This is a genomic window from Streptomyces halobius (assembly GCF_023277745.1).
GTDB classification, from domain to species: Bacteria; Actinomycetota; Actinomycetes; order Streptomycetales; family Streptomycetaceae; genus Streptomyces; species Streptomyces halobius.
The window spans coordinates 5,481,929-5,505,955 of record NZ_CP086322.1; the positions used below are offsets into that span (position 1 = coordinate 5,481,929).

Below are 24,027 nucleotides of genomic sequence, written 5' to 3' on the forward strand. Positions count from 1 at the left end.
TGGTCGCCCTTCGGCGTGCTCGGCCACGGCTGCGTTGTCCCGCTCCGGCGTGCGAGTATGGTGATCTTCGTTGCCCGGACGTGCCCCGCATGTGACGAGCTCCCAGAGGTGGGGGGCCTTGACGAACCGGACGCGGCGCGCAATTCTCGGGACGCGACGCAGAAGCGATCCAGGGTCCGAGGCATGGATCGCCGACGAAGAGGGAAGCATCGGGATGCGCCACTGGCGCAGGGCTTTCGGCAGGCGCAGGGCATTGGGCGTAGAGAAGAACAACGAGGGGTTCCTCCCGAGCGGAGGGCTTGACTCCCGGAGGGAGAAGATCGGTATCACGCTGTTGAACCGGTCTCCGGAAGCTCGCTCTGGACATCAGTGTGCCAAGTGGCTACACTGACCCTTTGCGCTGCCTGTTAGCTGCTCCCTGCCCGTCACCAGGGGCATACCCGAGCCCGAGCATAGCTGAATGATCCGCCCTGACCTGGGCTTTCCCTCAGTCTGCTCGATTCGGGACCGGTACGCGCGTAGTGAGTCCGAGCCCTCGGAAGGACCCCCTCTTGGCCGCCTCGCGCAACGCCTCGACTGCCAATACGAACAACGGCGACAGCACCGCCCCGCTGCGCATCTCTTTTGCGAAGATCAAGGAGCCCCTCGGGGTTCCGAACCTCCTTGCGCTGCAGACCGAAAGCTTCGACTGGCTGCTCGGCAACAACGCATGGAAGGGTCGCGTCGAGGCTGCGCTGGAGAGTGGGCAGGACGTACCCACCAAGTCCGGTCTGGAAGAGATCTTCGAAGAGATCTCCCCGATCGAGGACTTCTCCGGGTCGATGTCGCTGACGTTCCGCGACCACCGCTTCGAGCCCCCGAAGAACTCCATCGACGAGTGCAAGGAGCGCGACTTCACGTACGCGGCTCCGCTGTTCGTCACCGCTGAGTTCACCAACAACGAGACCGGCGAGATCAAGTCCCAGACGGTCTTCATGGGCGACTTCCCGCTCATGACGAACAAGGGCACCTTCTGCATCAACGGCACCGAGCGTGTCGTCGTCTCGCAGCTGGTCCGCTCGCCCGGCGTCTACTTCGACAGTTCCATCGACAAGACGTCCGACAAGGACATCTTCTCCGCCAAGATCATCCCGTCCCGGGGTGCCTGGCTGGAGATGGAGATCGACAAGCGCGACATGGTCGGTGTGCGCATCGACCGCAAGCGCAAGCAGTCCGTGACCGTCCTGCTCAAGGCTCTCGGTTGGACGACCGAGCAGATCCTTGAGGAGTTCGGCGAGTACGAGTCCATGCGCGCCACCCTGGAGAAGGACCACACCCAGGGCCAGGACGACGCGCTGCTCGACATCTACCGCAAGCTGCGTCCGGGCGAGCCGCCGACGCGCGAGGCCGCGCAGACGCTGCTGGAGAACCTCTACTTCAACCCCAAGCGCTACGACCTCGCCAAGGTCGGCCGCTACAAGGTCAACAAGAAGCTCGGCGGCGAAGAGCCGCTGGACGCCGGTGTGCTCACCACCGACGACATCATCGCCACGATCAAGTACCTGGTGAAGCTGCACGCCGGTGAGACCGAGACGACCGGCGAGTCCGGCCGGACGATCGTCGTCGAGACCGACGACATCGACCACTTCGGCAACCGTCGTCTGCGCAACGTCGGCGAGCTCATCCAGAACCAGGTCCGTACGGGGCTGGCCCGGATGGAGCGCGTCGTGCGCGAGCGCATGACCACCCAGGACGTCGAGGCGATCACGCCGCAGACCCTGATCAACATCCGGCCGGTCGTCGCCTCCATCAAGGAGTTCTTCGGCACCAGCCAGCTGTCCCAGTTCATGGACCAGACCAACCCGCTGTCGGGTCTGACCCACAAGCGCCGTCTGTCGGCGCTGGGCCCGGGTGGTCTGTCCCGTGAGCGGGCCGGTCTCGACGTCCGTGACGTGCACCCCTCGCACTACGGCCGGATGTGCCCGATCGAGACCCCCGAAGGTCCCAACATCGGTCTCATCGGCTCGCTGGCCTCCTACGGCCGGGTCAACGTCTTCGGCTTCATCGAGACCCCGTACCGCAAGGTCGTCGATGGCCAGGTCACGGAGGAGGTGGACTACCTCACCGCCGATGAGGAGGACCGCTACCTCATCGCCCAGGCCAACGCGAAGCTGACCGACGACATGCGGTTCGCCGAGCAGCGGGTGCTGGTCCGCCGTCGTGGCGGCGAGGTCGACCTGGTCCCCGCCGACGAGGTCGACTACATGGACGTCTCGCCGCGCCAGATGGTGTCGGCCGCGACCGCCATGATCCCGTTCCTTGAGCACGACGACGCCAACCGCGCGCTCATGGGATCGAACATGATGCGCCAGGCGGTTCCGCTGATCAAGGCGGAGTCGCCGCTGGTCGGCACCGGTATGGAGTACCGCTGCGCGGTCGACGCCGGTGACGTCATCAAGGCGGAGAAGGACGGTGTGGTCCAGGAGATCTCCGCGGACTACATCACGGTCGCCAACGACGACGGCACGTACACCACGTACCGCGTCGCCAAGTTCACCCGCTCCAACCAGGGCACCTCCTTCAACCAGAAGGTGATCGTGGACGAGGGCGCGCGGGTCGTCGAGGGCCAGGTCCTCGCCGACGGTCCGTCCACGGACCAGGGCGAGATGGCGCTCGGCAAGAACCTGCTCGTCGCGTTCATGCCGTGGGAGGGCCACAACTACGAGGACGCGATCATCCTGTCGCAGCGCCTCGTGCAGGACGACGTCCTCTCCTCGATCCACATCGAGGAGCACGAGGTCGACGCCCGTGACACCAAGCTCGGCCCCGAGGAGATCACCCGGGACATCCCGAACGTCTCCGAGGAGGTCCTCTCCGACCTCGACGAGCGCGGCATCATCCGCATCGGTGCCGAGGTCGTCGCCGGCGACATCCTCGTCGGCAAGGTCACGCCCAAGGGCGAGACCGAGCTGACCCCCGAGGAGCGCCTGCTCCGCGCGATCTTCGGTGAGAAGGCGCGCGAGGTGCGCGACACCTCGCTGAAGGTGCCGCACGGTGAGATCGGCAAGGTCATCGGCGTACGCGTCTTCGACCGCGAGGAGGGCGACGAGCTGCCGCCGGGCGTGAACCAGCTGGTCCGCGTCTACGTCGCGCAGAAGCGCAAGATCACCGACGGTGACAAGCTCGCCGGCCGCCACGGCAACAAGGGCGTCATCTCGAAGATCCTGCCGGTCGAGGACATGCCGTTCCTGGAGGACGGCACCCCGGTCGACATCATCCTCAACCCGCTGGGTGTCCCGTCCCGAATGAACCCGGGACAGGTCCTGGAGATCCACCTCGGCTGGCTCGCCAGCCAGGGCTGGAAGGTCGAGGGCGCCGACGAGTGGCAGCAGCGGCTGCAGGCGATCGGCGCCGACGACGTCGCGCCGCGCACCAACGTCGCCACCCCGGTCTTCGACGGCGCGCGCGAGGACGAGCTGGCGGGTCTGTTCGAGTCGACGCTCCCCAACCGCGACGGCGAGCGGATGGTCAAGAGCTCCGGCAAGGCCCAGCTCTTCGACGGCCGCTCCGGTGAGCCGTTCCCGGACCCGATCTCGGTCGGGTACATGTACATCCTCAAGCTCCACCACCTGGTCGACGACAAGCTGCACGCCCGCTCGACCGGTCCGTACTCGATGATCACCCAGCAGCCGCTGGGTGGTAAGGCTCAGTTCGGTGGCCAGCGCTTCGGTGAGATGGAGGTGTGGGCGCTGGAGGCTTACGGCGCCGCATACGCCCTCCAGGAGCTGCTGACCATCAAGTCCGACGACGTCACCGGTCGCGTGAAGGTCTACGAGGCCATCGTCAAGGGCGAGAACATCCCCGAGCCCGGCATCCCCGAGTCCTTCAAGGTGCTCATCAAGGAGATGCAGTCCCTGTGCCTCAACGTGGAGGTGCTGTCCTCGGACGGCATGTCCATCGAGATGCGCGACACCGACGAGGACGTCTTCCGCGCTGCGGAGGAGCTCGGCATCGACCTGTCCCGGCGCGAGCCGAGCAGCGTCGAAGAGGTCTGACGGGTCTGGTCGGGATCTCTCTCGTACGAGAAAGATCCCGGCCCCGCCCCGGACCCCGACAGACCATTGAGACACGACCCTGAGAGGGATTGACGCATAGTGCTCGACGTCAACTTCTTCGACGAGCTGCGGATCGGCCTCGCCACCGCTGACGACATCCGTCAGTGGTCCCACGGTGAGGTCAAGAAGCCGGAGACCATCAACTACCGCACCCTCAAGCCCGAGAAGGACGGACTCTTCTGCGAGAAGATCTTCGGCCCGACCCGGGACTGGGAGTGCTACTGCGGTAAGTACAAGCGAGTCCGCTTCAAGGGCATCATCTGCGAGCGCTGCGGCGTCGAGGTCACTCGCGCCAAGGTGCGCCGTGAGCGGATGGGCCACATCGAGCTGGCCGCTCCCGTGACCCACATCTGGTACTTCAAGGGCGTACCGAGCCGGCTGGGCTACCTGCTGGACCTCGCGCCCAAGGACCTTGAGAAGGTCATCTACTTCGCCGCCTACATGATCACGTGGGTGGACGAGGAGCGCCGTACGCGCGATCTGCCCTCGCTGGAGGCGCATGTCTCCGTCGAGCGCCAGCAGATCGAGCAGCGCCGCGACTCCGACCTGGAGGCCCGCGCCAAGAAGCTCGAAACCGACCTGGCCGAGCTGGAGGCCGAGGGCGCCAAGGCCGATGTGCGCCGCAAGGTGCGCGAGGGCGCCGAGCGCGAGATGAAGCAGCTGCGTGACCGTGCGCAGCGCGAGATCGACCGTCTCGACGAGGTCTGGAACCGCTTCAAGAGCCTCAAGGTCCAGGACCTGGAGGGGGACGAGCTCCTCTACCGCGAGCTGCGTGACCGCTTCGGCACGTACTTCGACGGCTCCATGGGTGCCGCTGCCCTGCAGAAGCGCCTGGAGACCTTCGACCTGGAGGAGGAGGCCGAGCGCCTCCGCGAGATCATCCGTACCGGCAAGGGCCAGAAGAAGACCCGTGCGCTCAAGCGCCTCAAGGTCGTCTCCGCCTTCCTGCAGACCCGCAACAGCCCCAAGGGCATGGTGCTGGACTGCATCCCGGTGATCCCGCCGGACCTGCGTCCGATGGTGCAGCTGGACGGTGGCCGCTTCGCGACCTCCGATTTGAACGACCTGTACCGCCGGGTCATCAACCGCAACAACCGTCTGAAGCGACTGCTCGACCTCGGCGCGCCCGAGATCATCGTCAACAACGAGAAGCGCATGCTTCAGGAGGCTGTTGACGCCCTCTTCGACAACGGCCGCCGCGGTCGCCCGGTCACCGGTCCCGGTAACCGCCCGCTGAAGTCGCTGTCCGACATGCTCAAGGGCAAGCAGGGCCGCTTCCGTCAGAACCTGCTCGGTAAGCGAGTCGACTACTCGGCGCGTTCCGTCATCGTCGTCGGCCCGCAGCTCAAGCTGCACCAGTGCGGTCTGCCCAAGGCCATGGCGCTGGAGCTCTTCAAGCCGTTCGTGATGAAGCGTCTGGTCGACCTGAACCACGCGCAGAACATCAAGTCGGCCAAGCGCATGGTCGAGCGCGGCCGCACGGTCGTCTACGACGTGCTCGAAGAGGTCATCGCCGAGCACCCGGTGCTGCTGAACCGTGCGCCCACCCTGCACCGCCTCGGTATCCAGGCGTTCGAGCCGCAGCTGGTCGAGGGCAAGGCCATTCAGATTCACCCGCTCGTCTGCACCGCGTTCAACGCGGACTTCGACGGTGACCAGATGGCCGTCCACCTCCCGCTGTCCGCGGAGGCGCAGGCCGAGGCCCGCATCCTGATGCTGTCCTCGAACAACATCCTCAAGCCGGCCGACGGCCGTCCGGTCACCATGCCGACCCAGGACATGGTGCTCGGCCTCTTCTTCCTCACCACGGACGAGGCGGAGCGCGAGGTCAAGGGCGAGGGCCGGTCGTTCGGCTCTGTCGCCGAGGCCATCATGGCTTTCGACGCCCGTGAACTGTCGCTCCAGGCCAAGGTCGACATCCGCTTCCCGATCGGCACCGTCCCGCCCCGTGGCTGGACCCCGCCGGTTCCGGAGGAGGGCGCTGCGTTGGACAGCGGCTTCGCCGTGGGCGAGTGGCAGCAGGGTGACAGCTTCCGGCTGCGGACGACCCTGGGCCGCGCGCTCTTCAACGAGCTGCTGCCCGAGGACTACCCGTTCGTCGACTACTCGGTCGGCAAGAAGCAGCTCTCCCAGATCGTCAACGACCTGGCCGAGCGCTACCCGAAGGTCATCGTGGCGGCGACGCTCGACAACCTGAAGGCGGCCGGCTTCTACTGGGCGACCCGTTCCGGTGTCACCGTCGCCGTGTCGGACATCGTCGTTCCGGACGCGAAGAAGGACATCGTCACGGGCTACGAGGCCCAGGACGAGAAGGTCCAGAAGCAGTACGAGCGCGGTCTGATCACCAAGGACGAGCGCACTCAGGAACTGATCAACATCTGGACCAAGGCGACCAACGAGGTCGCCGAGGCGATGAACGACAACTTCCCCAAGACCAACCCCATCTTCATGATGGTTGACTCGGGTGCCCGAGGAAACATGATGCAGATGCGGCAGATCGCCGGTATGCGTGGTCTGGTGTCGAACGCCAAGAACGAGACGATCCCGCGGCCGATCAAGGCGTCGTTCCGCGAGGGTCTCTCCGTCCTTGAGTACTTCATCTCCACGCACGGTGCGCGTAAGGGTCTGGCGGACACCGCCCTGCGTACCGCCGACTCGGGTTACCTGACCCGTCGTCTGGTGGACGTCTCGCAGGACGTCATCATCCGCGAGGAGGACTGCGGCACCGAGCGCGGCCTCAAGCTGCGGATCGCCGCCAAGGGCGCCGACGGCGTCCTGCGCAAGGCGGACGACGTCGAGTCCTCCGTGTACGCGCGGATGCTCGCCGAGGATGTCGTCGTCGACGGCAAGGTCATCGCCTCCGCGAACGTCGACCTCGGTGACGTGCTCATCGACCAGCTGGTCGCGCACGGCGTCGAGGAGGTCAAGACCCGCTCGGTCCTGACCTGTGAGTCCGCGGTCGGCACCTGTGCCTACTGCTACGGCCGTTCGCTGGCCACCGGCAAGCTGGTCGACATCGGCGAGGCGGTCGGCATCATCGCCGCCCAGTCCATCGGTGAGCCCGGCACCCAGCTGACGATGCGTACCTTCCACACCGGTGGTGTGGCCGGTGACGACATCACCCTGGGTCTGCCGCGTGTGGTCGAGCTCTTCGAGGCCCGTACGCCCAAGGGTGTCGCCCCGATCTCGGAGGCGGCCGGCCGCGTCCGGATCGAGGAGACCGAGAAGACCAAGAAGGTCATCGTCACCCCGGACGACGGCAGCGACGAGACGTCCTACGGCGTCTCCAAGCGTGCCCGTCTCCTGGTGAGCGAGGGCGATCACGTCGAGGTCGGCCAGGCGCTGACCGTGGGCGCGATCAACCCGCACGACGTGCTGCGGATCCTCGGCCAGCGTGCCGTCCAGGTCCACCTGGTCGGCGAGGTCCAGAAGGTCTACAACAGCCAGGGCGTGGCGATCCACGACAAGCACATCGAGATCATCATCCGGCAGATGCTGCGCCGGGTGACGATCATCGAGTCCGGCGACGCGGAGCTGCTGCCGGGCGAGCTGGTGGAGCGCACGAAGTTCGAGGGCGAGAACCGTCGGGTCGTGGCGGAAGGCGGCCACCCGGCCTCCGGCCGTCCGCAGCTGATGGGTATCACCAAGGCCTCGCTGGCCACCGAGTCCTGGCTGTCGGCGGCGTCCTTCCAGGAGACGACCAGGGTCCTGACCGACGCGGCGATCAACGCCAAGTCGGACTCCCTGATCGGCCTCAAGGAGAACGTCATCATCGGCAAGCTCATCCCGGCCGGTACGGGCCTGTCCCGCTACCGCAACATCCGGGTCGAGCCCACCGAGGAGGCCAAGGCCGCGATGTACTCGGCCGTCGGTTACGACGACATCGACTACTCGCCCTTCGGCACCGGCTCCGGCCAGGCGGTCCCGCTGGAGGACTACGACTACGGGCCGTACAACCAGTAAGTCTGGTCCGTACGACAGCGACAGGGCGGTCATCCCGAACGGGGTGGCCGCCCTGCGGCGTTGGGCGGCCGTCGTGCCGCGATCCGTACAACCATGGGAACTCGTCCCCCCATTGCTGCGTCAGTGATGAGAAGATGGGGGAACTGTCGAGCGGGGGAGGTTGGTGTAGTGGCATTCCAGCCGTGGCAGGGTGGGCAGCCCGCTCAGCCGCATCAGGTGCCGGCGATGCGGGCTTCGCATGCCGATCGTGAGCGCGCGGTCGATGTGCTGAAGGCGGGCTTCGCCGAGGGGCGGCTCGGGCAGGCCGAGTACGAGCAGCGGATGGACCGCGCCTATCAGGCACAGACCCATCACGAACTGCAGATGCTGGTCGCGGATCTGCCACAGGGGCCGATGCCGCAGGCGCAGTTCCAGCCGCGGCCGGTGCCGGCGACGTTCATGCCGATGCAGATGCCGATGCCGGTGCCCGTGCACACCAACAGCTCCGCGACGGGGGCCCTGGTCTGCGGGATCATGGCGCCGATGACGTGGGGGCTGACGGCGATCCCGGCCGTGATCCTCGGGCACAAGGCGCGCGCCGAGATCCGCCGGACGGGGGAGCGCGGGGACGGCCAGGCCATCGCCGGTCTGGTGATCGGCTGGCTGGGCATCGGCGCGTGGGCGCTGTTCTTCCTGGTGTTCGTGCTGCTGGCCGCGGTGAACTGAGGCGGACGGGGCCGCCATATCATGGATCATGATCGTGTGGGGCCCTCGCCGTCCGGTGGCCGGGGCCGAGGTCGGCGGCGTGTTGCCTTCTTCCGTACGGCGGTGGATCCCACTACGGTGGCCGCAACGCCGTGAGGAGTCCGGCGTGTCCTTCGCGTGTGCATTTGTTTTGACCGCAGCCCATGCGGTAGGTACGCTCTGACCTTGTGCCTGGGGTGTCCCTGGGCTGCCGTGCGCGCAATCTCCCCTCGGGGGTCACCTTCCGGGCCGTCAGGCCCACGGGGGCCTCATACGGGAGTGCCCACCAGCGCGGAAGCCAGGTTTTGACACCGCAATCTGCCGCCTCCCTCGTTCCAGCGGGGTCGGTCTGCAGTATTCGACACACCCGACCGCGTGGGTCGGTGAATGTTCCAGGTTAGCTTTACCGAGACTGGCACACAGAAACCGGAGAAACGGTGCCTACGATCCAGCAGTTGGTCCGCAAGGGCCGGCAGGACAAGGTCGAGAAGAACAAGACGCCCGCGCTTGAGGGTTCCCCCCAGCGTCGTGGTGTCTGCACGCGTGTTTTCACGACCACCCCGAAGAAGCCGAACTCGGCCCTGCGTAAGGTCGCGCGTGTGCGTCTGACCAGCGGGATCGAGGTCACCGCTTACATTCCGGGTGAGGGCCACAACCTGCAGGAGCACTCGATCGTGCTCGTGCGCGGCGGCCGTGTGAAGGACCTGCCGGGTGTTCGGTACAAGATCATCCGCGGCTCCCTCGACACGCAGGGCGTCAAGAACCGCAAGCAGGCTCGCAGCCGCTACGGCGCCAAGAAGGAGAAGTAAGAATGCCTCGTAAGGGCCCCGCCCCGAAGCGCCCGGTCATCATCGACCCGGTCTACGGCTCTCCTCTGGTGACCTCCCTCATCAACAAGGTTCTGCTGAACGGCAAGCGCTCCACCGCTGAGCGCATCGTTTACGGCGCCATGGAGGGTCTGCGCGAGAAGACCGGCAACGACCCGGTCATCACGCTCAAGCGCGCGCTCGAGAACATCAAGCCGACCCTTGAGGTCAAGTCCCGCCGCGTCGGTGGCGCGACCTACCAGGTCCCGGTCGAGGTCAAGCCCGGCCGTGCCGCGACTCTCTCGCTCCGCTGGCTCGTGGGTTACTCCCGCGCCCGCCGCGAGAAGACCATGACCGAGCGCCTCATGAACGAACTGCTCGACGCCTCCAACGGCCTCGGCGCTTCGGTCAAGAAGCGTGAGGACACGCACAAGATGGCCGAGTCCAACAAGGCCTTCGCGCACTACCGCTGGTAGTCGCAACCCACATCGAGACCGAGAGAAGATTGAGCCACTATGGCCACCACTTCGCTTGACCTGGCCAAGGTCCGCAACATCGGGATCATGGCCCACATCGACGCGGGCAAGACGACCACCACCGAGCGGATCCTGTTCTACACCGGTGTCTCCTACAAGATCGGTGAGGTCCACGACGGCGCTGCCACGATGGACTGGATGGAGCAGGAGCAGGAGCGCGGCATCACGATCACGTCTGCCGCGACGACCTGCCACTGGCCGCTGGAGAACGTCGACAACACCATCAACATCATCGACACCCCGGGGCACGTCGACTTCACCGTCGAGGTGGAGCGTTCCCTGCGTGTGCTCGACGGTGCGGTGACGGTGTTCGACGGCGTCGCCGGTGTCGAGCCCCAGTCCGAGACCGTTTGGCGTCAGGCGGACCGCTACGGCGTGCCGCGTATCTGCTTCGTCAACAAGCTCGACCGTACGGGTGCCGAGTTCCACCGCTGCGTCGACATGATCGTGGACCGCCTGGGCGCGACCCCGATCGTGATGCAGCTGCCGATCGGCACCGAGGCGGACTTCAAGGGTGTCGTCGACCTCGTGAAGATGAAGGCCCTGGTCTGGTCGGCCGAGGCCGCCAAGGGCGAGATGTACGACACCGTCGACATCCCGGCCACGCACACCGAGGCCGCCGACGAGTGGCGCGGCAAGCTGCTGGAGACCGTCGCCGAGAACGACGAAGAGATCATGGAGCTGTACCTGGAGGGCGAGGAGCCCACCGAGGAGCAGCTGTACGCGGCGATCCGCCGTATCACGATCGCTTCCGGCAAGGCCGAGAACACCACCGTCACCCCGGTGTTCTGCGGTACCGCGTTCAAGAACAAGGGCGTCCAGCCCCTGCTCGACGCGGTGGTGCGCTACCTCCCCTCCCCGTTGGACGTCGAGGCCATCGAGGGCCACGCGGTCAACAACCCGGAGGAGGTCGTCGAGCGCAAGCCGTCCGAGAGCGAGCCGCTGTCCGCCCTGGCGTTCAAGATCGCGAGCGATCCCCACCTGGGCAAGCTCACCTTCATCCGTGTCTACTCGGGCCGCCTTGAGGCCGGCTCGCAGGTGCAGAACTCGGTGAAGGGCAAGAAGGAGCGCATCGGCAAGATCTACCGGATGCACGCGAACAAGCGTGAGGAGATCGAGTCGGTGGGTGCCGGTGACATCGTCGCCGTCATGGGTCTGAAGCAGACCACCACCGGTGAGACCCTCTGCGACGCGGGCAGCCCGGTGATCCTGGAGTCGATGGAGTTCCCGGCCCCGGTCATCCAGGTCGCCATCGAGCCCAAGTCGAAGGGCGACCAGGAGAAGCTGGGTGTCGCCATCCAGCGTCTCGCCGAGGAAGACCCCTCGTTCCAGGTGCACACCGACGAGGAGACCGGCCAGACCATCATCGCGGGTATGGGCGAGCTGCACCTCGACGTGCTGGTCGACCGTATGAAGCGTGAGTTCCGGGTCGAGGCCAACGTCGGTAAGCCGCAGGTCGCCTACCGCGAGACCCTGCGCAAGACCGTCGAGCGCTACGACTACACGCACAAGAAGCAGACCGGTGGTTCCGGTCAGTTCGCGAAGGTCCAGATCGCGCTCGAACCGCTTGAGGGCGACGGCTACGAGTTCGAGAACAAGGTCACCGGTGGCCGTATCCCGCGGGAGTACATCCCGTCCGTGGACGCGGGCTGCCAGGAGGCCATGGAGTTCGGTGTACTCGCCGGCTACCCGCTGACGGGTGTCAAGGTCGTCCTCCTCGACGGCGCCTTCCACGAGGTCGACTCGTCGGAAATGGCGTTCAAGATCGCCGGTTCGATGGCCTTCAAGGAGGCCGCCCGCAAGGCCGGCCCGGCCCTGCTCGAACCGATGATGAAGGTCGAGGTCACCACGCCCGAGGACTACATGGGCGATGTGATCGGCGACATCAACTCCCGTCGCGGTCAGATCCAGTCCATGGAGGACCGCCACGGTGCCAAGCTCGTTACGGGCCTGGTTCCGCTCTCGGAGATGTTCGGCTACGTCGGAGACCTCCGCAGCAAGACGTCGGGTCGCGCAAGCTACTCGATGCAGTTCGACTCCTACGCCGAGGTTCCGCGGAACGTCGCCGAGGAGATCATCGCGAAGGCCAAGGGCGAGTAGCTCCGTCTCCGGAGAGTCGGAACACGCTTTAGGCTTGACACCGTCTGCCGGGGTATTCCCCGCGAACCGTGAGGAACGCCCCGGCAGCCGGCACCCCAGCAAAGATCACCTGGCGCCGATGAGTAAGGCGTACAGAACCACTCCACAGGAGGACCCCAGTGGCGAAGGCGAAGTTCGAGCGGACTAAGCCGCACGTCAACATCGGCACCATCGGTCACATCGACCACGGTAAGACGACCCTTACGGCCGCCATTACCAAGGTGCTGCATGACGCGTACCCGGACCTGAACGAGGCCTCGGCCTTCGACCAGATCGACAAGGCTCCTGAGGAGCGCCAGCGCGGTATCACCATCTCCATCGCGCATGTCGAGTACCAGACCGAGCAGCGTCACTACGCCCACGTCGACTGCCCCGGTCACGCGGACTACATCAAGAACATGATCACCGGTGCGGCGCAGATGGACGGCGCCATCCTGGTGGTCGCCGCCACCGACGGCCCGATGCCGCAGACCAAGGAGCACGTGCTCCTGGCCCGCCAGGTCGGCGTGCCGTACATCGTTGTCGCCCTGAACAAGGCCGACATGGTGGACGACGAGGAGATCCTGGAGCTCGTCGAGCTCGAGGTCCGTGAGCTCCTCAACGAGTACGAGTTCCCCGGCGACGACGTTCCGGTCGTCAAGGTCTCCGCTCTGAAGGCCCTTGAGGGCGACAAGGAGTGGGGCGACTCCGTCCTCAAGCTGATGCACGCTGTCGACGAGGCGATCCCGGAGCCGGAGCGCGACACCGACAAGCCGTTCCTGATGCCGATCGAGGACGTCTTCACGATCACCGGTCGCGGTACGGTCGTCACCGGCCGTATCGAGCGCGGTGTCCTGAAGGTCAACGAGAACGTCGACATCATCGGTATCAAGGAGGAGAAGACCTCCACCACGGTTACCGGTATCGAGATGTTCCGCAAGCTGCTCGACGAGGGCCAGGCCGGTGAGAACGTCGGTCTGCTCCTCCGTGGCATCAAGCGCGAGGACGTCGAGCGCGGCCAGGTCATCATCAAGCCGGGTTCGGTCACCCCGCACACCGAGTTCGAGGCCCAGGCCTACATCCTGTCGAAGGACGAGGGTGGCCGCCACACCCCGTTCTTCAACAACTACCGCCCGCAGTTCTACTTCCGTACGACTGACGTGACCGGTGTGGTGACCCTCCCCGAGGGCACCGAGATGGTCATGCCGGGCGACAACACCGCCATGTCCGTCCAGCTGATCCAGCCGGTCGCCATGGAGGAGGGCCTGAAGTTCGCCATCCGTGAGGGTGGCCGGACCGTCGGCGCCGGCCAGGTCACCAAGATCGTCAAGTAAGACGGTCCGGTTGATCCGGTAGCTCCAACGAGCAGTTGAAGGAGCCCCGTCCACCATTAGGTGGGCGGGGCTCCTTGACAGTTGGGCCTCGATTGGCCTTACGCGTCCCGCGTGTGGCACACTGTCCAGGTTGCTCGGTTGAGTGCCGATGCTGCGCGCCTCCCGCCGGGAGGACCGGAAGCGAGTCCCAGGTATTCGTCGTCCCAGGTTGTGTATCGCGAGATGCAGGGGCGGAAGTACGGGAATCTTCCGGGAAGCGTCAGCGGGGTGCCGGCCAGGCGCCCGGTGGGTGTTCTACCCCCACATCTCCTTCTCGAAGGATCTCCTTTGTGGAGATTTACGAGAAGGGGTGCGACACGCCCGACCGCGTGGGTCGGAGGTTGGACGGTGCTCCGCACGGAGCACAGCGCATCGGGTCCCAGAGCGTTTACGAGAGACAGGACTACTGAGTAGCCATGGCGGGACAGAAGATCCGCATCCGGCTCAAGGCCTACGACCACGAGGTCATCGACTCCTCGGCGAAGAAGATCGTCGAGACGGTGACCCGCACTGGTGCGTCGGTCGCGGGCCCGGTGCCGCTGCCCACTGAGAAGAACGTGTACTGCGTCATCAAGTCGCCGCACAAGTACAAGGACTCGCGCGAGCACTTCGAGATGCGCACGCACAAGCGCCTGATCGACATCCTCGACCCGACGCCCAAGACCGTTGACTCGTTGATGCGCCTGGACCTTCCGGCCGGCGTTGACATCGAGATCAAGCTCTGAGAGGCGCGGAGAGATGGCTAAGCAGATCAAGGGCATCCTGGGCGAGAAGCTCGGCATGACCCAGGTCTGGGACGAGAACAACCGTGTCGTCCCGGTGACCGTGGTGAAGGCCGGCCCCTGTGTCGTTACCCAGGTGCGTACCAATGACCAGGACGGTTACGACTCCGTCCAGATCGCCTTCGGCGAGATCGACCCGCGCAAGGTGAAGAAGCCCCTCAAGGGCCACTTCGCCAAGGCCGATGTCACCCCCCGTCGTCACCTCGTCGAGGTCCGTACCTCGGACGCGTCCGAGTACACCCTCGGCCAGGAGCTGACCGCCGAGACCTTCGAGTCCGGCGTCAAGGTGGACGTGACCGGCAAGAGCAAGGGCAAGGGCTTCGCCGGCGCCATGAAGCGTCACGGCTTCCACGGCGGCAAGGCCTCGCACGGTGCCCACCGTGTGCACCGTAAGCCCGGCTCCATCGGTGGCTGCGCCACCCCGGGCCGCGTGTTCAAGGGCACGCGGATGGCCGGCCGTATGGGCAATGAGCGGGTCACCACCCAGAACCTGACCGTCCACGCCGTTGACGCGGAGAAGGGTCTGCTGCTCATCAAGGGCGCAGTTCCTGGTCCGAACGGCGGCCTCGTCCTGGTCCGTACCGCGGCCAAGGGGGCCTGAGGTAACCGATGAGCACCATTGACATCCTTTCGCCGGCAGGCGACAAGGCCGGGTCCGTCGAGCTCCCCGCGGAGATCTTCGACGCCAAGGTCAGCGTTCCGCTGATCCACCAGGTCGTTGTCGCGCAGCTGGCCGCGGCCCGTCAGGGCACGCACAAGACCAAGACCCGCGGCGAGGTCCGCGGCGGCGGCAAGAAGCCGTACCGCCAGAAGGGCACCGGCCGCGCGCGCCAGGGTTCCACCCGTGCGCCGCAGTTCGCCGGCGGTGGCATCGTCCACGGCCCCGTGCCGCGTGACTACAGCCAGCGGACGCCCAAGAAGATGAAGGCCGCCGCCCTGCGCGGTGCCCTCACCGACCGGGCCCGCAACGCGCGCGTCCACGTCGTCTCCGACGTGGTCGAGGGCGACATCTCCACCAAGGCCGCCAAGGCTCTCCTCGGCAAGATCAGCGAGCGCAAGAACGTGCTCCTGGTCGTCGAGCGGGAGAACGAGAAGGCCCTGCTGTCCGCCCGCAACCTGCCCCAGGTTCACATCCTGGAGCCGGGCCAGCTGAACACGTACGACGTGCTCGTCTCCGACGACGTGGTCTTCACCAAGGCCGCTTTCGAGTCCTTCGTGTCTGGCCCCAAGGCCAATGAGACCGAAGGGAGCGAGGCCTGATGGCTACGCGTCACCCCAGCATCGCTTCCAAGGCCGCCAAGGCAGCCAAGGAAGCGCGCAAGGCCAAGGCCCTCCGGCCCACCGTGCCGGTCGAGCCCACGCCGCTGAGCAAGTCGCTCTCGGACCCGCGTGACGTTCTCGTCAAGCCGGTCGTCTCCGAGAAGAGCTACGCGCTGCTGGACGAGAACAAGTACACGTTCATCGTCGACCCGCGCGCCAACAAGACCCAGATCAAGGAGGCCGTCCAGGCGGTCTTCTCGGTCAAGGTCACCGGGGTCAACACGATCAACCGGCAGGGCAAGCGCAAGCGCACCCGCACCGGCTTCGGCAAGCGCGCCGACACCAAGCGCGCCATCGTGACCCTCGCCGAGGGCGACCGTATCGACATCTTCGGCGGCCCGGTCTCCTAACCAGGAGTCCGAGTCGTCCGGAATCGGACGAGGACTGAGAAATGGGTATCCGCAAGTACAAGCCGACGACCCCGGGCCGTCGTGGCTCCAGCGTCGCCGACTTTGTCGAGATCACGCGGTCCACGCCGGAGAAGTCGCTGGTCCGCCCGCTGCACAGCAAGGGCGGCCGTAACAACGCCGGTCGTGTGACCACTCGCCACCAGGGTGGTGGCCACAAGCGCGCCTACCGCGTGATCGACTTCCGTCGGCACGACAAGGACGGCGTGCCGGCCAAGGTCGCGCACATCGAGTACGACCCCAACCGCACCGCGCGCATCGCGCTGCTGCACTACGCAGACGGCGAGAAGCGCTACATCATCGCGCCCCGTGGCCTGGTCCAGGGTGCCCGGATTGAGAACGGCCAGGGCGCCGACATCAAGCCGGGTAACAACCTGCCGCTGCGTCACATCCCCGTGGGTACGACGATCCACGCGATCGAGCTGCGTCCGGGCGGCGGTGCGAAGTTCGCCCGCTCGGCCGGTGCCTCCGTGCAGCTGCTGGCGAAGGAGGGCTCGATGGCCCACCTTCGTATGCCGTCCGGTGAGATCCGCCTGGTCGACGTGCGCTGCCGCGCCACCGTCGGCGAGGTCGGCAACGCCGAGCAGTCGAACATCAGCTGGGGCAAGGCCGGCCGTATGCGCTGGAAGGGCGTCCGCCCGACCGTGCGTGGTGTCGTGATGAACCCGGTCGACCACCCGCACGGTGGTGGTGAGGGCAAGACCTCCGGTGGTCGCCACCCGGTCTCGCCCTGGGGCCAGAAGGAGGGTCGTACTCGCTCGCCGAAGAAGGCCAGCAACAAGTACATCGTCCGCCGCCGCAAGACGAACAAGAAGCGCTAGGAGCGGGTTTAGATGCCGCGCAGTCTCAAGAAGGGGCCCTTCGTCGACGACCACCTGATCAAGAAGGTGGATGTTCAGAACGATGCAGGCACCAAGAACGTCATCAAGACCTGGTCCCGCCGCTCCATGATCGTCCCGGCCATGCTGGGTCACACGATCGCGGTGCACGACGGCCGCAAGCACGTCCCGGTGTTCGTCACCGAGTCGATGGTCGGCCACAAGCTCGGCGAGTTTGCGCCGACCCGCACCTTCCGCGGCCACGAGAAGGACGACCGCAAGTCGCGTCGTCGCTGATCGACCGGAGTGCGAAGACTATGACTGACACCGAAGGGACAACCATGGAAGCCAGGGCCCAGGCGCGGTACATCCGCGTCACGCCCATGAAGGCCCGCCGCGTGGTGGACCTTATCCGTGGCATGGATGCCACGGAGGCTCAGGCGGTCCTGCGTTTCGCCCCGCAGGCCGCGAGCGTACCGGTCGGCAAGGTGCTGGACAGCGCCATCGCCAACGCCGCGCACAACTACGACCACACCGACGCCGGCAGCCTCGTCATTTCCGAGGCATACGTCGACGAGGGCCCGACCCTGAAGCGGTTCCGTCCGCGCGCCCAGGGCCGTGCCTACCGGATCCGCAAGCGGACCAGCCACATCACCGTGGTCGTCAGCAGCAAGGAAGGAACCCGGTAATGGGCCAGAAGGTAAACCCGCACGGGTTCCGGCTCGGCATCACCACCGACTTCAAGTCGCGCTGGTACGCCGACAAGCTGTACAAGGACTACGTCAAGGAAGACGTCGCCATTCGTCGCATGATGACGAAGGGCATGGAGCGCGCCGGTATCTCCAAGGTGGAGATCGAGCGCACCCGTGAGCGCGTCCGCGTTGACATCCACACCGCTCGTCCGGGCATCGTCATCGGCCGCCGCGGCGCCGAGGCCGACCGCATCCGCGGTGAGCTGGAGAAGCTGACCGGCAAGCAGGTCCAGCTGAACATCCTTGAGGTCAAGAACCCCGAGACCGATGCTCAGCTGGTGGCCCAGGCCGTCGCCGAGCAGCTGTCGTCCCGCGTCTCCTTCCGTCGCGCCATGCGCAAGAGCATGCAGTCGACGATGAAGGCCGGCGCCAAGGGCATCAAGATCCAGTGTGGTGGCCGTCTCGGCGGCGCCGAGATGTCCCGCTCGGAGTTCTACCGCGAGGGCCGCGTGCCCCTGCACACGCTCCGCGCGAACGTCGACTACGGCTTCTTCGAGGCCAAGACCACCTTCGGCCGTATCGGTGTGAAGGTCTGGATCTACAAGGGCGACGTCAAGAACATCGCCGAGGTGCGCGCCGAGAACGCCGCCGCCCGTGCGGGTAACCGCCCGGCCCGTGGTGGCAGCGACCGCCCGCGTCGTGGTGGCGAGCGCGGCGGCCGAGGCCGCAAGCCGCAGCAGCAGACCGCCGCCGCCGAGGCCCCCAAGGCCGAGGCTGCTGCCGCTGCTCCGGCGGAGACCCCCGGAACGGAGGCCTGACCGACATGCTGATCCCTCGCAGGGTCAAGCACCGCAAGCAGCACCACCCCAAGCGCCACGGCATGGCCAAGGGTGGCACCGAGCTGGCCTTCGGTGAGTACGGCATCCAGGCCGTGACCCCGGCCTACGTGACGAACCGGCAGATCGAGTCCGCTCGTATCGCCATGACCCGTCACATCAAGCGTGGCGGCAAGGTGTGGATCAACATCTACCCGGACCGTCCGCTGACGAAGAAGCCGGCCGAGACCCGCATGGGTTCCGGTAAGGGTTCTCCGGAGTGGTGGGTCGCGAACGTCAAGCCCGGTCGGGTGATGTTCGAGCTGTCTTTCCCGAACGAAAAGGTTGCCCGGGAGGCGCTGATCCGCGCTGCCCACAAGCTTCCGATGAAGTGCCGCATCGTGCGGCGCGAGGCAGGTGAGTCGTGATGGCGGCCGGTACCAAGGCGACCGAGCTGCGCGAGCTGAACAACGAGGACCTCGTTGCCAAGCTTCGTGAGGCCAAGGAGGAGCTGTTCAACCTCCGCTTCCAGGCGGCGACCGGACAGCTTGAGAACCACGGCCGGCTGAAGGCCGTCCGCAAGGACATCGCCCGGATCTACACCCTGATGCGTGAGCGCGAGCTGGGCATCGAGACGGTGGAGAGCGCCTGATGAGCGAGAAGAATGTGACTGAGACGAACGACCGCGGTTTCCGCAAGACCCGTGAGGGTCTCGTCGTCAGCGACAAGATGGACAAGACCGTCGTCGTCGCTGTGGAAGACCGCGTCAAGCACGCGCTGTACGGCAAGGTCATCCGCCGTACCAACAAGCTCAAGGCGCACGACGAGCAGAACGCCGCTGGTGTCGGTGACCGCGTCCTCCTGATGGAGACCCGGCCGCTGTCCGCCACGAAGCGCTGGCGCATCGTCGAGATCCTCGAAAAGGCCAAGTAATCCCTCCTAGGGGGATTCCCTAGGAATAGTTCCGCCAGGCTCGGCAGGGACGTGCGCCGAATTTCTTCGGCGTGTACGTCCCTGCCGGGAACCGGCAGACGATCAGGAGATAGACGTGATCCAGCAGGAGTCGCGACTGCGCGTCGCCGACAACACTGGTGCGAAGGAAATCCTTTGCATCCGTGTTCTCGGTGGCTCCGGTCGCCGCTACGCGGGCATCGGTGACGTCATCGTCGCCACCGTCAAGGATGCGATCCCCGGTGGCAACGTGAAGAAGGGTGACGTCATCAAGGCCGTCATCGTTCGCACCGTCAAGGAGCGCCGCCGCCCGGACGGCTCGTACATCCGCTTCGACGAGAACGCGGCCGTCATCCTCAAGAACGATGGCGACCCCCGCGGCACCCGCATCTTCGGCCCCGTGGGCCGGGAGCTGCGCGAGAAGAAGTTCATGAAGATCATCTCGCTCGCGCCGGAGGTGCTGTAACCGATGAAGATCAAGAAGGGCGACCTGGTCCAGGTCATCACCGGTAAGGACAAGGGCAAGCAGGGCAAGGTCATCGCGGCCTACCCCCGCGAGGACCGGGTCCTGGTCGAGGGTGTCAACCGGGTCAAGAAGCACACCAAGGCCGGTCAGACCGCTCGCGGTTCCAAGACCGGCGGCATTGTGACGACCGAGGCCCCCGTCCACGTGAGCAACGTTCAGCTCGTCGTGGAGAAGGACGGCAACAAGGTCGTGACGCGCGTCGGATACCGCTTCGACGACGAGGGCAACAAGATCCGCGTTGCCAAGCGGACCGGTGAGGACATCTGATGACTGCCACCACCAATGCGCCGCGACTGAAGCAGCGCTACCGCGAAGAGATCGCCGGGAAGCTGAAGGACGAGTTCTCGTACGAGAACGTCATGCAGATTCCCGGCCTGACCAAGATCGTGGTCAACATGGGTGTGGGCGACGCCGCCCGCGACTCCAAGCTGATCGACGGTGCCGTCAAGGACCTCGCCACGATCACCGGCCAGAAGCCGGCCGTCACCAAGGCCCGTAAGTCCATCGCGCAGTTCAAGCTGCGTGAGGGCCAGCCGATCGGTGCCCACGTCACCCTCCGTGGTGACCGCATGTGGGAGTTCCTGGACCGTCTGCTGTCGCTCGCGCTGCCGCGCATCCGCGACTTCCGCGGTCTGTCGCCGAAGCAGTTCGACGGCCGTGGCAACTACACCTTCGGTCTCACGGAGCAGGTCATGTTCCACGAGATCGACCAGGACAAGATCGACCGCGTCCGGGGTATGGACATCACCGTGGTCACCACGGCGACCAACGACGAAGAGGGCCGTGCCCTTCTCCGTCACCTCGGCTTCCCGTTCAAGGAGGCGTGAGCGAGATGGCGAAGAAGGCTCTCATCGCGAAGGCTGCTCGCAAGCCCAAGTTCGGCGTGCGCGCGTACACCCGCTGCCAGCGCTGCGGTCGTCCGCACTCCGTGTACCGCAAGTTCGGCCTGTGCCGCGTGTGCCTTCGTGAGATGGCTCACCGTGGCGAGCTGCCGGGCGTGACCAAGAGCTCCTGGTAAGCCCCCAGTTGGGTTTACCGGAGGCTCTCGGTAAGCATCTGGTCCGGCGGGAGCGCCAGCCCCTCTTCCCGTAGGGTGGAAGGGTTGGGCGCCCGCCGCGCCCAGGACTGACCGCGGGCCCAGCCCGCATAGTCGCTTACTACGCCGTAGGTCCCCGCGCCGCACCCGTCCCGACTCTGATCGGGGAGAGGGATGGCGCACATAGGAAACCCCGGCGAGAGAGGCCGAAGGCCAATTCATGACCATGACTGATCCCATCGCAGACATGCTGACCCGTCTGCGGAACGCGAACTCGGCGTACCACGACACCGTCGTGATGCCGCACAGCAAGATCAAGTCGCACATCGCGGAGATCCTCCAGCAGGAGGGTTACATCACCGGCTGGCGCGTCGAGGACGCCGAGGTCGGCAAGAACCTCATCCTCGAGCTGAAGTTCGGCCCGAACCGTGAGCGCTCGATCGCCGGCATCAAGCGGATCTCGAAGCCGGGCCTGCGGGTCTACGCAAAGTCCACCAACCTGCCGAAGGTCCTCGGCGGCCTGGGCGTGGCCATCATCTCCACGTCCCACGGTCTCCTGACCGGCCAGCAGGCGCAGAAGAAGGGCGTGGGTGGGGAAGTCCTCGCCTACGTCTGGTAACCAGGGAACGGAGGAAAAGCCAATGTCGCGTATTGGCAAGCTGCCCATCCAGGTTCCCGCTGGTGTGGACGTCACCATCGAAGGCCGCACGGTTTCGGTGAAGGGCCCCAAGGGTTCCCTTTCACACACCGTGGCCGCGCCCATCGAGGTCGCCAAGGGTGAGGACGGCGTCATCGCCGTCACCCGTCCGAACGACGAGCGTCAGAACAAGGCCCTGCACGGCCTGTCCCGCACGCTGGTGGCGAACATGATCACCGGCGTGACCCAGGGCTACAGCAAGGCCCTTGAGATCAGCGGTGTCGGCTACCGAGTTCAGGCGAAGGGCTCCAACCTGGAGTTCTCGCTGGGCTACAGCCACCCCGTCGTCGTCGAGGCTCCCGAGGGCATCACCTTCAAGGTCGAGTCCCCGACCAAGCTGAGCGTCGAGGGCATCGACAAGCAGAAGGTCGGCGAGGTTGCGGCGAACATCCGCAAGCTGCGCAAGCCTGACCCGTACAAGGCCAAGGGCGTCAAGTACGCCGGCGAGGTCATCCGCCGCAAGGTCGGAAAGGCTGGTAAGTAAGCCATGGCATACGGTGTGAAGATCGCGAAGGGTGACGCCTACAAGCGCGCCGCCGCCAAGCGGCGCCACATCCGCATCCGTAAGCGGATTTCGGGTACCCCGGAGCGTCCGCGTCTGGTTGTGACGCGGTCCAACCGCGGCATCTTCGCCCAGGTCATCGACGACATCGCGGGCCACACGCTGGCCTCGGCGTCGACCCTGGACGCGTCGATCCGTGGTGGCGAGGGCGACAAGAGCGCTCAGGCCAAGAAGGTCGGTTCCCTGGTCGCCGAGCGTGCCAAGGCCGCCGGTGTCGAGGCCGTCGTGTTCGACCGTGGTGGCAAGAAGTACGCCGGGCGGATTGCCGCTCTGGCCGACGCCGCCCGCGAAGCCGGGCTGAAGTTCTAAGCCCCGGTTCCGGAGCTAGCGGACGTAACAGAGAGAGGTAATTCCAATGGCTGGACCCCAGCGCCGCGGAAGCGGTGCCGGTGGCGGCGAGCGGCGGGACCGGAAGGGTCGCGACGGTGGCGCTGCCGCCGAGAAGACCGCGTACGTTGAGCGCGTTGTCGCGATCAACCGCGTCGCCAAGGTTGTCAAGGGTGGTCGCCGTTTCAGCTTCACCGCGCTGGTCGTGGTGGGCGACGGTGACGGCACCGTAGGTGTCGGTTACGGCAAGGCCAAGGAAGTTCCGGCTGCCATCGCCAAGGGCGTGGAAGAGGCCAAGAAGAACTTCTTCAAGGTTCCCCGTATCCAGGGCACCATCCCGCACCCCATCCAGGGCGAGAAGGCCGCGGGCGTCGTCCTGCTCAAGCCCGCTTCCCCCGGTACCGGTGTGATCGCCGGTGGTCCCGTGCGCGCCGTCCTGGAGTGCGCGGGCATCCACGACGTCCTGAGCAAGTCGCTCGGGTCGGCGAACCCGATCAACATCGTGCACGCCACGGTGGAGGCCCTCCGGGGGCTGCAGCGTCCCGAGGAGATCGCCGCCCGTCGTGGCCTGCCGCTGGAGGACGTTGCTCCCGCCGCTCTGCTGCGGGCGCGTGCTGGGGTGAGTGCGTAATGGCTCGCCTTCAGATCACGCAGACGAAGTCCATCATCGGCAGCAAGCAGAACCACCGTGACACCCTGCGTTCGCTCGGTCTGAAGAAGATCAACGACGTGGTTGTCAAGGAGGACCGCCCCGAGTACCGCGGCATGGTGCACACCGTCCGCCACCTCGTGACGGTTGAGGAGGTCGACTGACATGGCGGAGAGCAACCCGCTGAAGGTCCACAACCTCCGGCCCGCCCCGGGTGCCAAGACCGCCAAGACCCGTGTCGGTCGTGGTGAGGCGTCCAAGGGTAAGACCGCTGGTCGTGGTACCAAGGGCACCAAGGCCCGTTACCAGGTTCCGGAGCGCTTCGAGGGTGGGCAGATGCCCCTCCACATGCGGCTCCCGAAGCTGAAGGGCTTCAAGAACCCCGCCCACAAGCAGTTCCAGGTCGTGAACCTGGACAAGCTGTCCGCGCTCTACCCGCAGGGTGGCGAGGTCACGGTGGCCGACCTGGTCGCCAAGGGCGCGGTGCGCAAGAACGAGCTCGTCAAGGTCCTGGGCCAGGGCGAGATCTCCGTGGCGCTGCAGGTGACGGTTGACGCCGTTTCCGGCTCCGCCAAGGAGAAGATCGCCGCCGCCGGCGGCAGCGTCACCGAGCTCAGCTGAGTTCGTTGATTCAACTGACCGGGGATGCCCATTGATTGGGGCATCCCCGGTTGGTCGTTCCAAGGGGGTACGGTCGCCGGTAAGGTGGCCTGCACTGTTGTTTTTTCCGGGCTTGCCCCGGACTCGCGCCGCGCGGGGCAATTCCCGGGCGGTGTTTGGCCACCAGATATTCGTCTAGCAATTCGTCGATCCTCAAGACCGTCACCTCTCG

Annotated in this window: 28 protein-coding genes; all 28 read left to right on the forward strand. The window is 66.0% G+C overall.

The window, feature by feature from the left end; all coding sequences use genetic code 11:
* Positions 1-551 precede the first annotated feature (551 nt).
* Positions 552-4,034 carry a DNA-directed RNA polymerase subunit beta gene (gene rpoB / locus K9S39_RS24925; protein WP_248865548.1) on the forward strand — a complete coding sequence of 1,161 codons (3,483 nt, stop codon included), beginning with the start codon at positions 552-554 and terminating at the stop codon, positions 4,032-4,034.
* Between the two features lie 99 nt (positions 4,035-4,133).
* Positions 4,134-8,057, forward strand: coding sequence for a DNA-directed RNA polymerase subunit beta' (locus K9S39_RS24930; RefSeq protein ID WP_248865549.1), 3,924 nt, complete (start codon positions 4,134-4,136; stop codon positions 8,055-8,057).
* Positions 8,058-8,282: 225 nt separating this feature from the next.
* Positions 8,283-8,762, forward strand: coding sequence for a DUF1707 and DUF4190 domain-containing protein (locus tag K9S39_RS24935; RefSeq protein ID WP_248865550.1), 480 nt, complete (start codon positions 8,283-8,285; stop codon positions 8,760-8,762).
* Between the two features lie 455 nt (positions 8,763-9,217).
* Positions 9,218-9,589: a 30S ribosomal protein S12 gene (rpsL, locus tag K9S39_RS24940; protein ID WP_003948652.1), complete on the forward strand. Its 372-nt coding sequence runs from the start codon at positions 9,218-9,220 to the stop codon at positions 9,587-9,589.
* A gap of 2 nt (positions 9,590-9,591) precedes the next feature.
* Positions 9,592-10,062 (forward strand): 30S ribosomal protein S7, encoded by a 471-nt coding sequence (gene rpsG, locus K9S39_RS24945; protein ID WP_004571813.1) that lies wholly within the window; start codon positions 9,592-9,594, stop codon positions 10,060-10,062.
* Positions 10,063-10,101: 39 nt separating this feature from the next.
* Positions 10,102-12,222, forward strand: a complete 2,121-nt coding sequence (gene fusA, locus K9S39_RS24950) for an elongation factor G (protein WP_248865551.1) — start codon at positions 10,102-10,104, stop codon at positions 12,220-12,222.
* A 158-nt stretch (positions 12,223-12,380) separates the two neighbouring features.
* The gene (tuf, locus tag K9S39_RS24955; RefSeq protein WP_248865552.1) at positions 12,381-13,574 is read left to right on the forward strand and encodes an elongation factor Tu; all 1,194 of its coding nucleotides are present in this window, start codon (positions 12,381-12,383) and stop codon (positions 13,572-13,574) included.
* A 455-nt stretch (positions 13,575-14,029) separates the two neighbouring features.
* Positions 14,030-14,338 (forward strand): 30S ribosomal protein S10, encoded by a 309-nt coding sequence (gene rpsJ / locus K9S39_RS24960; RefSeq protein WP_003948644.1) that lies wholly within the window; start codon positions 14,030-14,032, stop codon positions 14,336-14,338.
* Between the two features lie 13 nt (positions 14,339-14,351).
* Complete coding sequence (gene rplC / locus K9S39_RS24965; RefSeq protein WP_248865553.1) at positions 14,352-14,996, forward strand: 50S ribosomal protein L3; 645 nt, start codon at positions 14,352-14,354, stop codon at positions 14,994-14,996.
* A gap of 8 nt (positions 14,997-15,004) precedes the next feature.
* Entirely contained in the window at positions 15,005-15,655 is a 651-nt protein-coding gene (gene rplD / locus K9S39_RS24970) for a 50S ribosomal protein L4 (RefSeq protein WP_248865554.1), read from the forward strand.
* Positions 15,655-16,065, forward strand: a complete 411-nt coding sequence (gene rplW / locus K9S39_RS24975; protein WP_248865555.1) for a 50S ribosomal protein L23 — start codon at positions 15,655-15,657, stop codon at positions 16,063-16,065. The genes rplD and rplW overlap by 1 nt, the downstream gene beginning before the upstream one ends.
* A 41-nt stretch (positions 16,066-16,106) precedes the next feature.
* On the forward strand, positions 16,107-16,943 hold the full coding sequence (rplB, locus tag K9S39_RS24980; protein ID WP_248865556.1) for a 50S ribosomal protein L2: 837 nt from the start codon (positions 16,107-16,109) through the stop codon (positions 16,941-16,943).
* A gap of 12 nt (positions 16,944-16,955) precedes the next feature.
* The gene (gene rpsS, locus K9S39_RS24985) at positions 16,956-17,237 is read left to right on the forward strand and encodes a 30S ribosomal protein S19 (RefSeq protein WP_093851456.1); all 282 of its coding nucleotides are present in this window, start codon (positions 16,956-16,958) and stop codon (positions 17,235-17,237) included.
* Positions 17,238-17,281: 44 nt separating this feature from the next.
* Positions 17,282-17,629 (forward strand): 50S ribosomal protein L22, encoded by a 348-nt coding sequence (rplV, locus tag K9S39_RS24990; RefSeq protein ID WP_006604878.1) that lies wholly within the window; start codon positions 17,282-17,284, stop codon positions 17,627-17,629.
* The gene (gene rpsC / locus K9S39_RS24995) at positions 17,629-18,450 is read left to right on the forward strand and encodes a 30S ribosomal protein S3 (protein ID WP_248865557.1); all 822 of its coding nucleotides are present in this window, start codon (positions 17,629-17,631) and stop codon (positions 18,448-18,450) included. Before rplV ends, rpsC begins: the two co-directional genes overlap by 1 nt.
* Positions 18,451-18,455: 5 nt before the next feature.
* Entirely contained in the window at positions 18,456-18,875 is a 420-nt protein-coding gene (rplP, locus tag K9S39_RS25000; protein ID WP_248865558.1) for a 50S ribosomal protein L16, read from the forward strand.
* Positions 18,875-19,099: a 50S ribosomal protein L29 gene (gene rpmC / locus K9S39_RS25005; protein ID WP_004950453.1), complete on the forward strand. Its 225-nt coding sequence runs from the start codon at positions 18,875-18,877 to the stop codon at positions 19,097-19,099. The genes rplP and rpmC overlap by 1 nt, the downstream gene beginning before the upstream one ends.
* Positions 19,099-19,380, forward strand: a complete 282-nt coding sequence (gene rpsQ, locus K9S39_RS25010) for a 30S ribosomal protein S17 (protein ID WP_248865559.1) — start codon at positions 19,099-19,101, stop codon at positions 19,378-19,380. Before rpmC ends, rpsQ begins: the two co-directional genes overlap by 1 nt.
* A 115-nt stretch (positions 19,381-19,495) precedes the next feature.
* Positions 19,496-19,864, forward strand: a complete 369-nt coding sequence (rplN, locus tag K9S39_RS25015) for a 50S ribosomal protein L14 (RefSeq protein WP_003992364.1) — start codon at positions 19,496-19,498, stop codon at positions 19,862-19,864.
* A gap of 3 nt (positions 19,865-19,867) precedes the next feature.
* Entirely contained in the window at positions 19,868-20,191 is a 324-nt protein-coding gene (gene rplX / locus K9S39_RS25020; RefSeq protein ID WP_248865560.1) for a 50S ribosomal protein L24, read from the forward strand.
* A complete protein-coding gene (gene rplE, locus K9S39_RS25025) occupies positions 20,191-20,751 on the forward strand; it encodes a 50S ribosomal protein L5 (protein ID WP_248865561.1) in 561 nt (186 codons plus the stop codon). The genes rplX and rplE overlap by 1 nt, the downstream gene beginning before the upstream one ends.
* Positions 20,752-20,756: 5 nt before the next feature.
* Positions 20,757-20,942, forward strand: coding sequence for a type Z 30S ribosomal protein S14 (locus K9S39_RS25030; RefSeq protein ID WP_003956452.1), 186 nt, complete (start codon positions 20,757-20,759; stop codon positions 20,940-20,942).
* Between the two features lie 238 nt (positions 20,943-21,180).
* Positions 21,181-21,579, forward strand: a complete 399-nt coding sequence (gene rpsH, locus K9S39_RS25035; RefSeq protein WP_248865562.1) for a 30S ribosomal protein S8 — start codon at positions 21,181-21,183, stop codon at positions 21,577-21,579.
* Positions 21,580-21,601: 22 nt separating this feature from the next.
* Positions 21,602-22,141 carry a 50S ribosomal protein L6 gene (gene rplF, locus K9S39_RS25040; protein ID WP_248865563.1) on the forward strand — a complete coding sequence of 180 codons (540 nt, stop codon included), beginning with the start codon at positions 21,602-21,604 and terminating at the stop codon, positions 22,139-22,141.
* A 3-nt stretch (positions 22,142-22,144) separates the two neighbouring features.
* Entirely contained in the window at positions 22,145-22,528 is a 384-nt protein-coding gene (gene rplR / locus K9S39_RS25045) for a 50S ribosomal protein L18 (protein WP_248865564.1), read from the forward strand.
* Between the two features lie 46 nt (positions 22,529-22,574).
* Positions 22,575-23,177 (forward strand): 30S ribosomal protein S5, encoded by a 603-nt coding sequence (gene rpsE, locus K9S39_RS25050; RefSeq protein WP_248865565.1) that lies wholly within the window; start codon positions 22,575-22,577, stop codon positions 23,175-23,177.
* Positions 23,177-23,359 carry a 50S ribosomal protein L30 gene (gene rpmD, locus K9S39_RS25055; protein WP_248865566.1) on the forward strand — a complete coding sequence of 61 codons (183 nt, stop codon included), beginning with the start codon at positions 23,177-23,179 and terminating at the stop codon, positions 23,357-23,359. Before rpsE ends, rpmD begins: the two co-directional genes overlap by 1 nt.
* Before the next feature lies 1 nt (position 23,360).
* A complete protein-coding gene (gene rplO / locus K9S39_RS25060) occupies positions 23,361-23,816 on the forward strand; it encodes a 50S ribosomal protein L15 (protein ID WP_248865567.1) in 456 nt (151 codons plus the stop codon).
* The last annotated feature ends 211 nt before the right edge of the window (positions 23,817-24,027 follow it).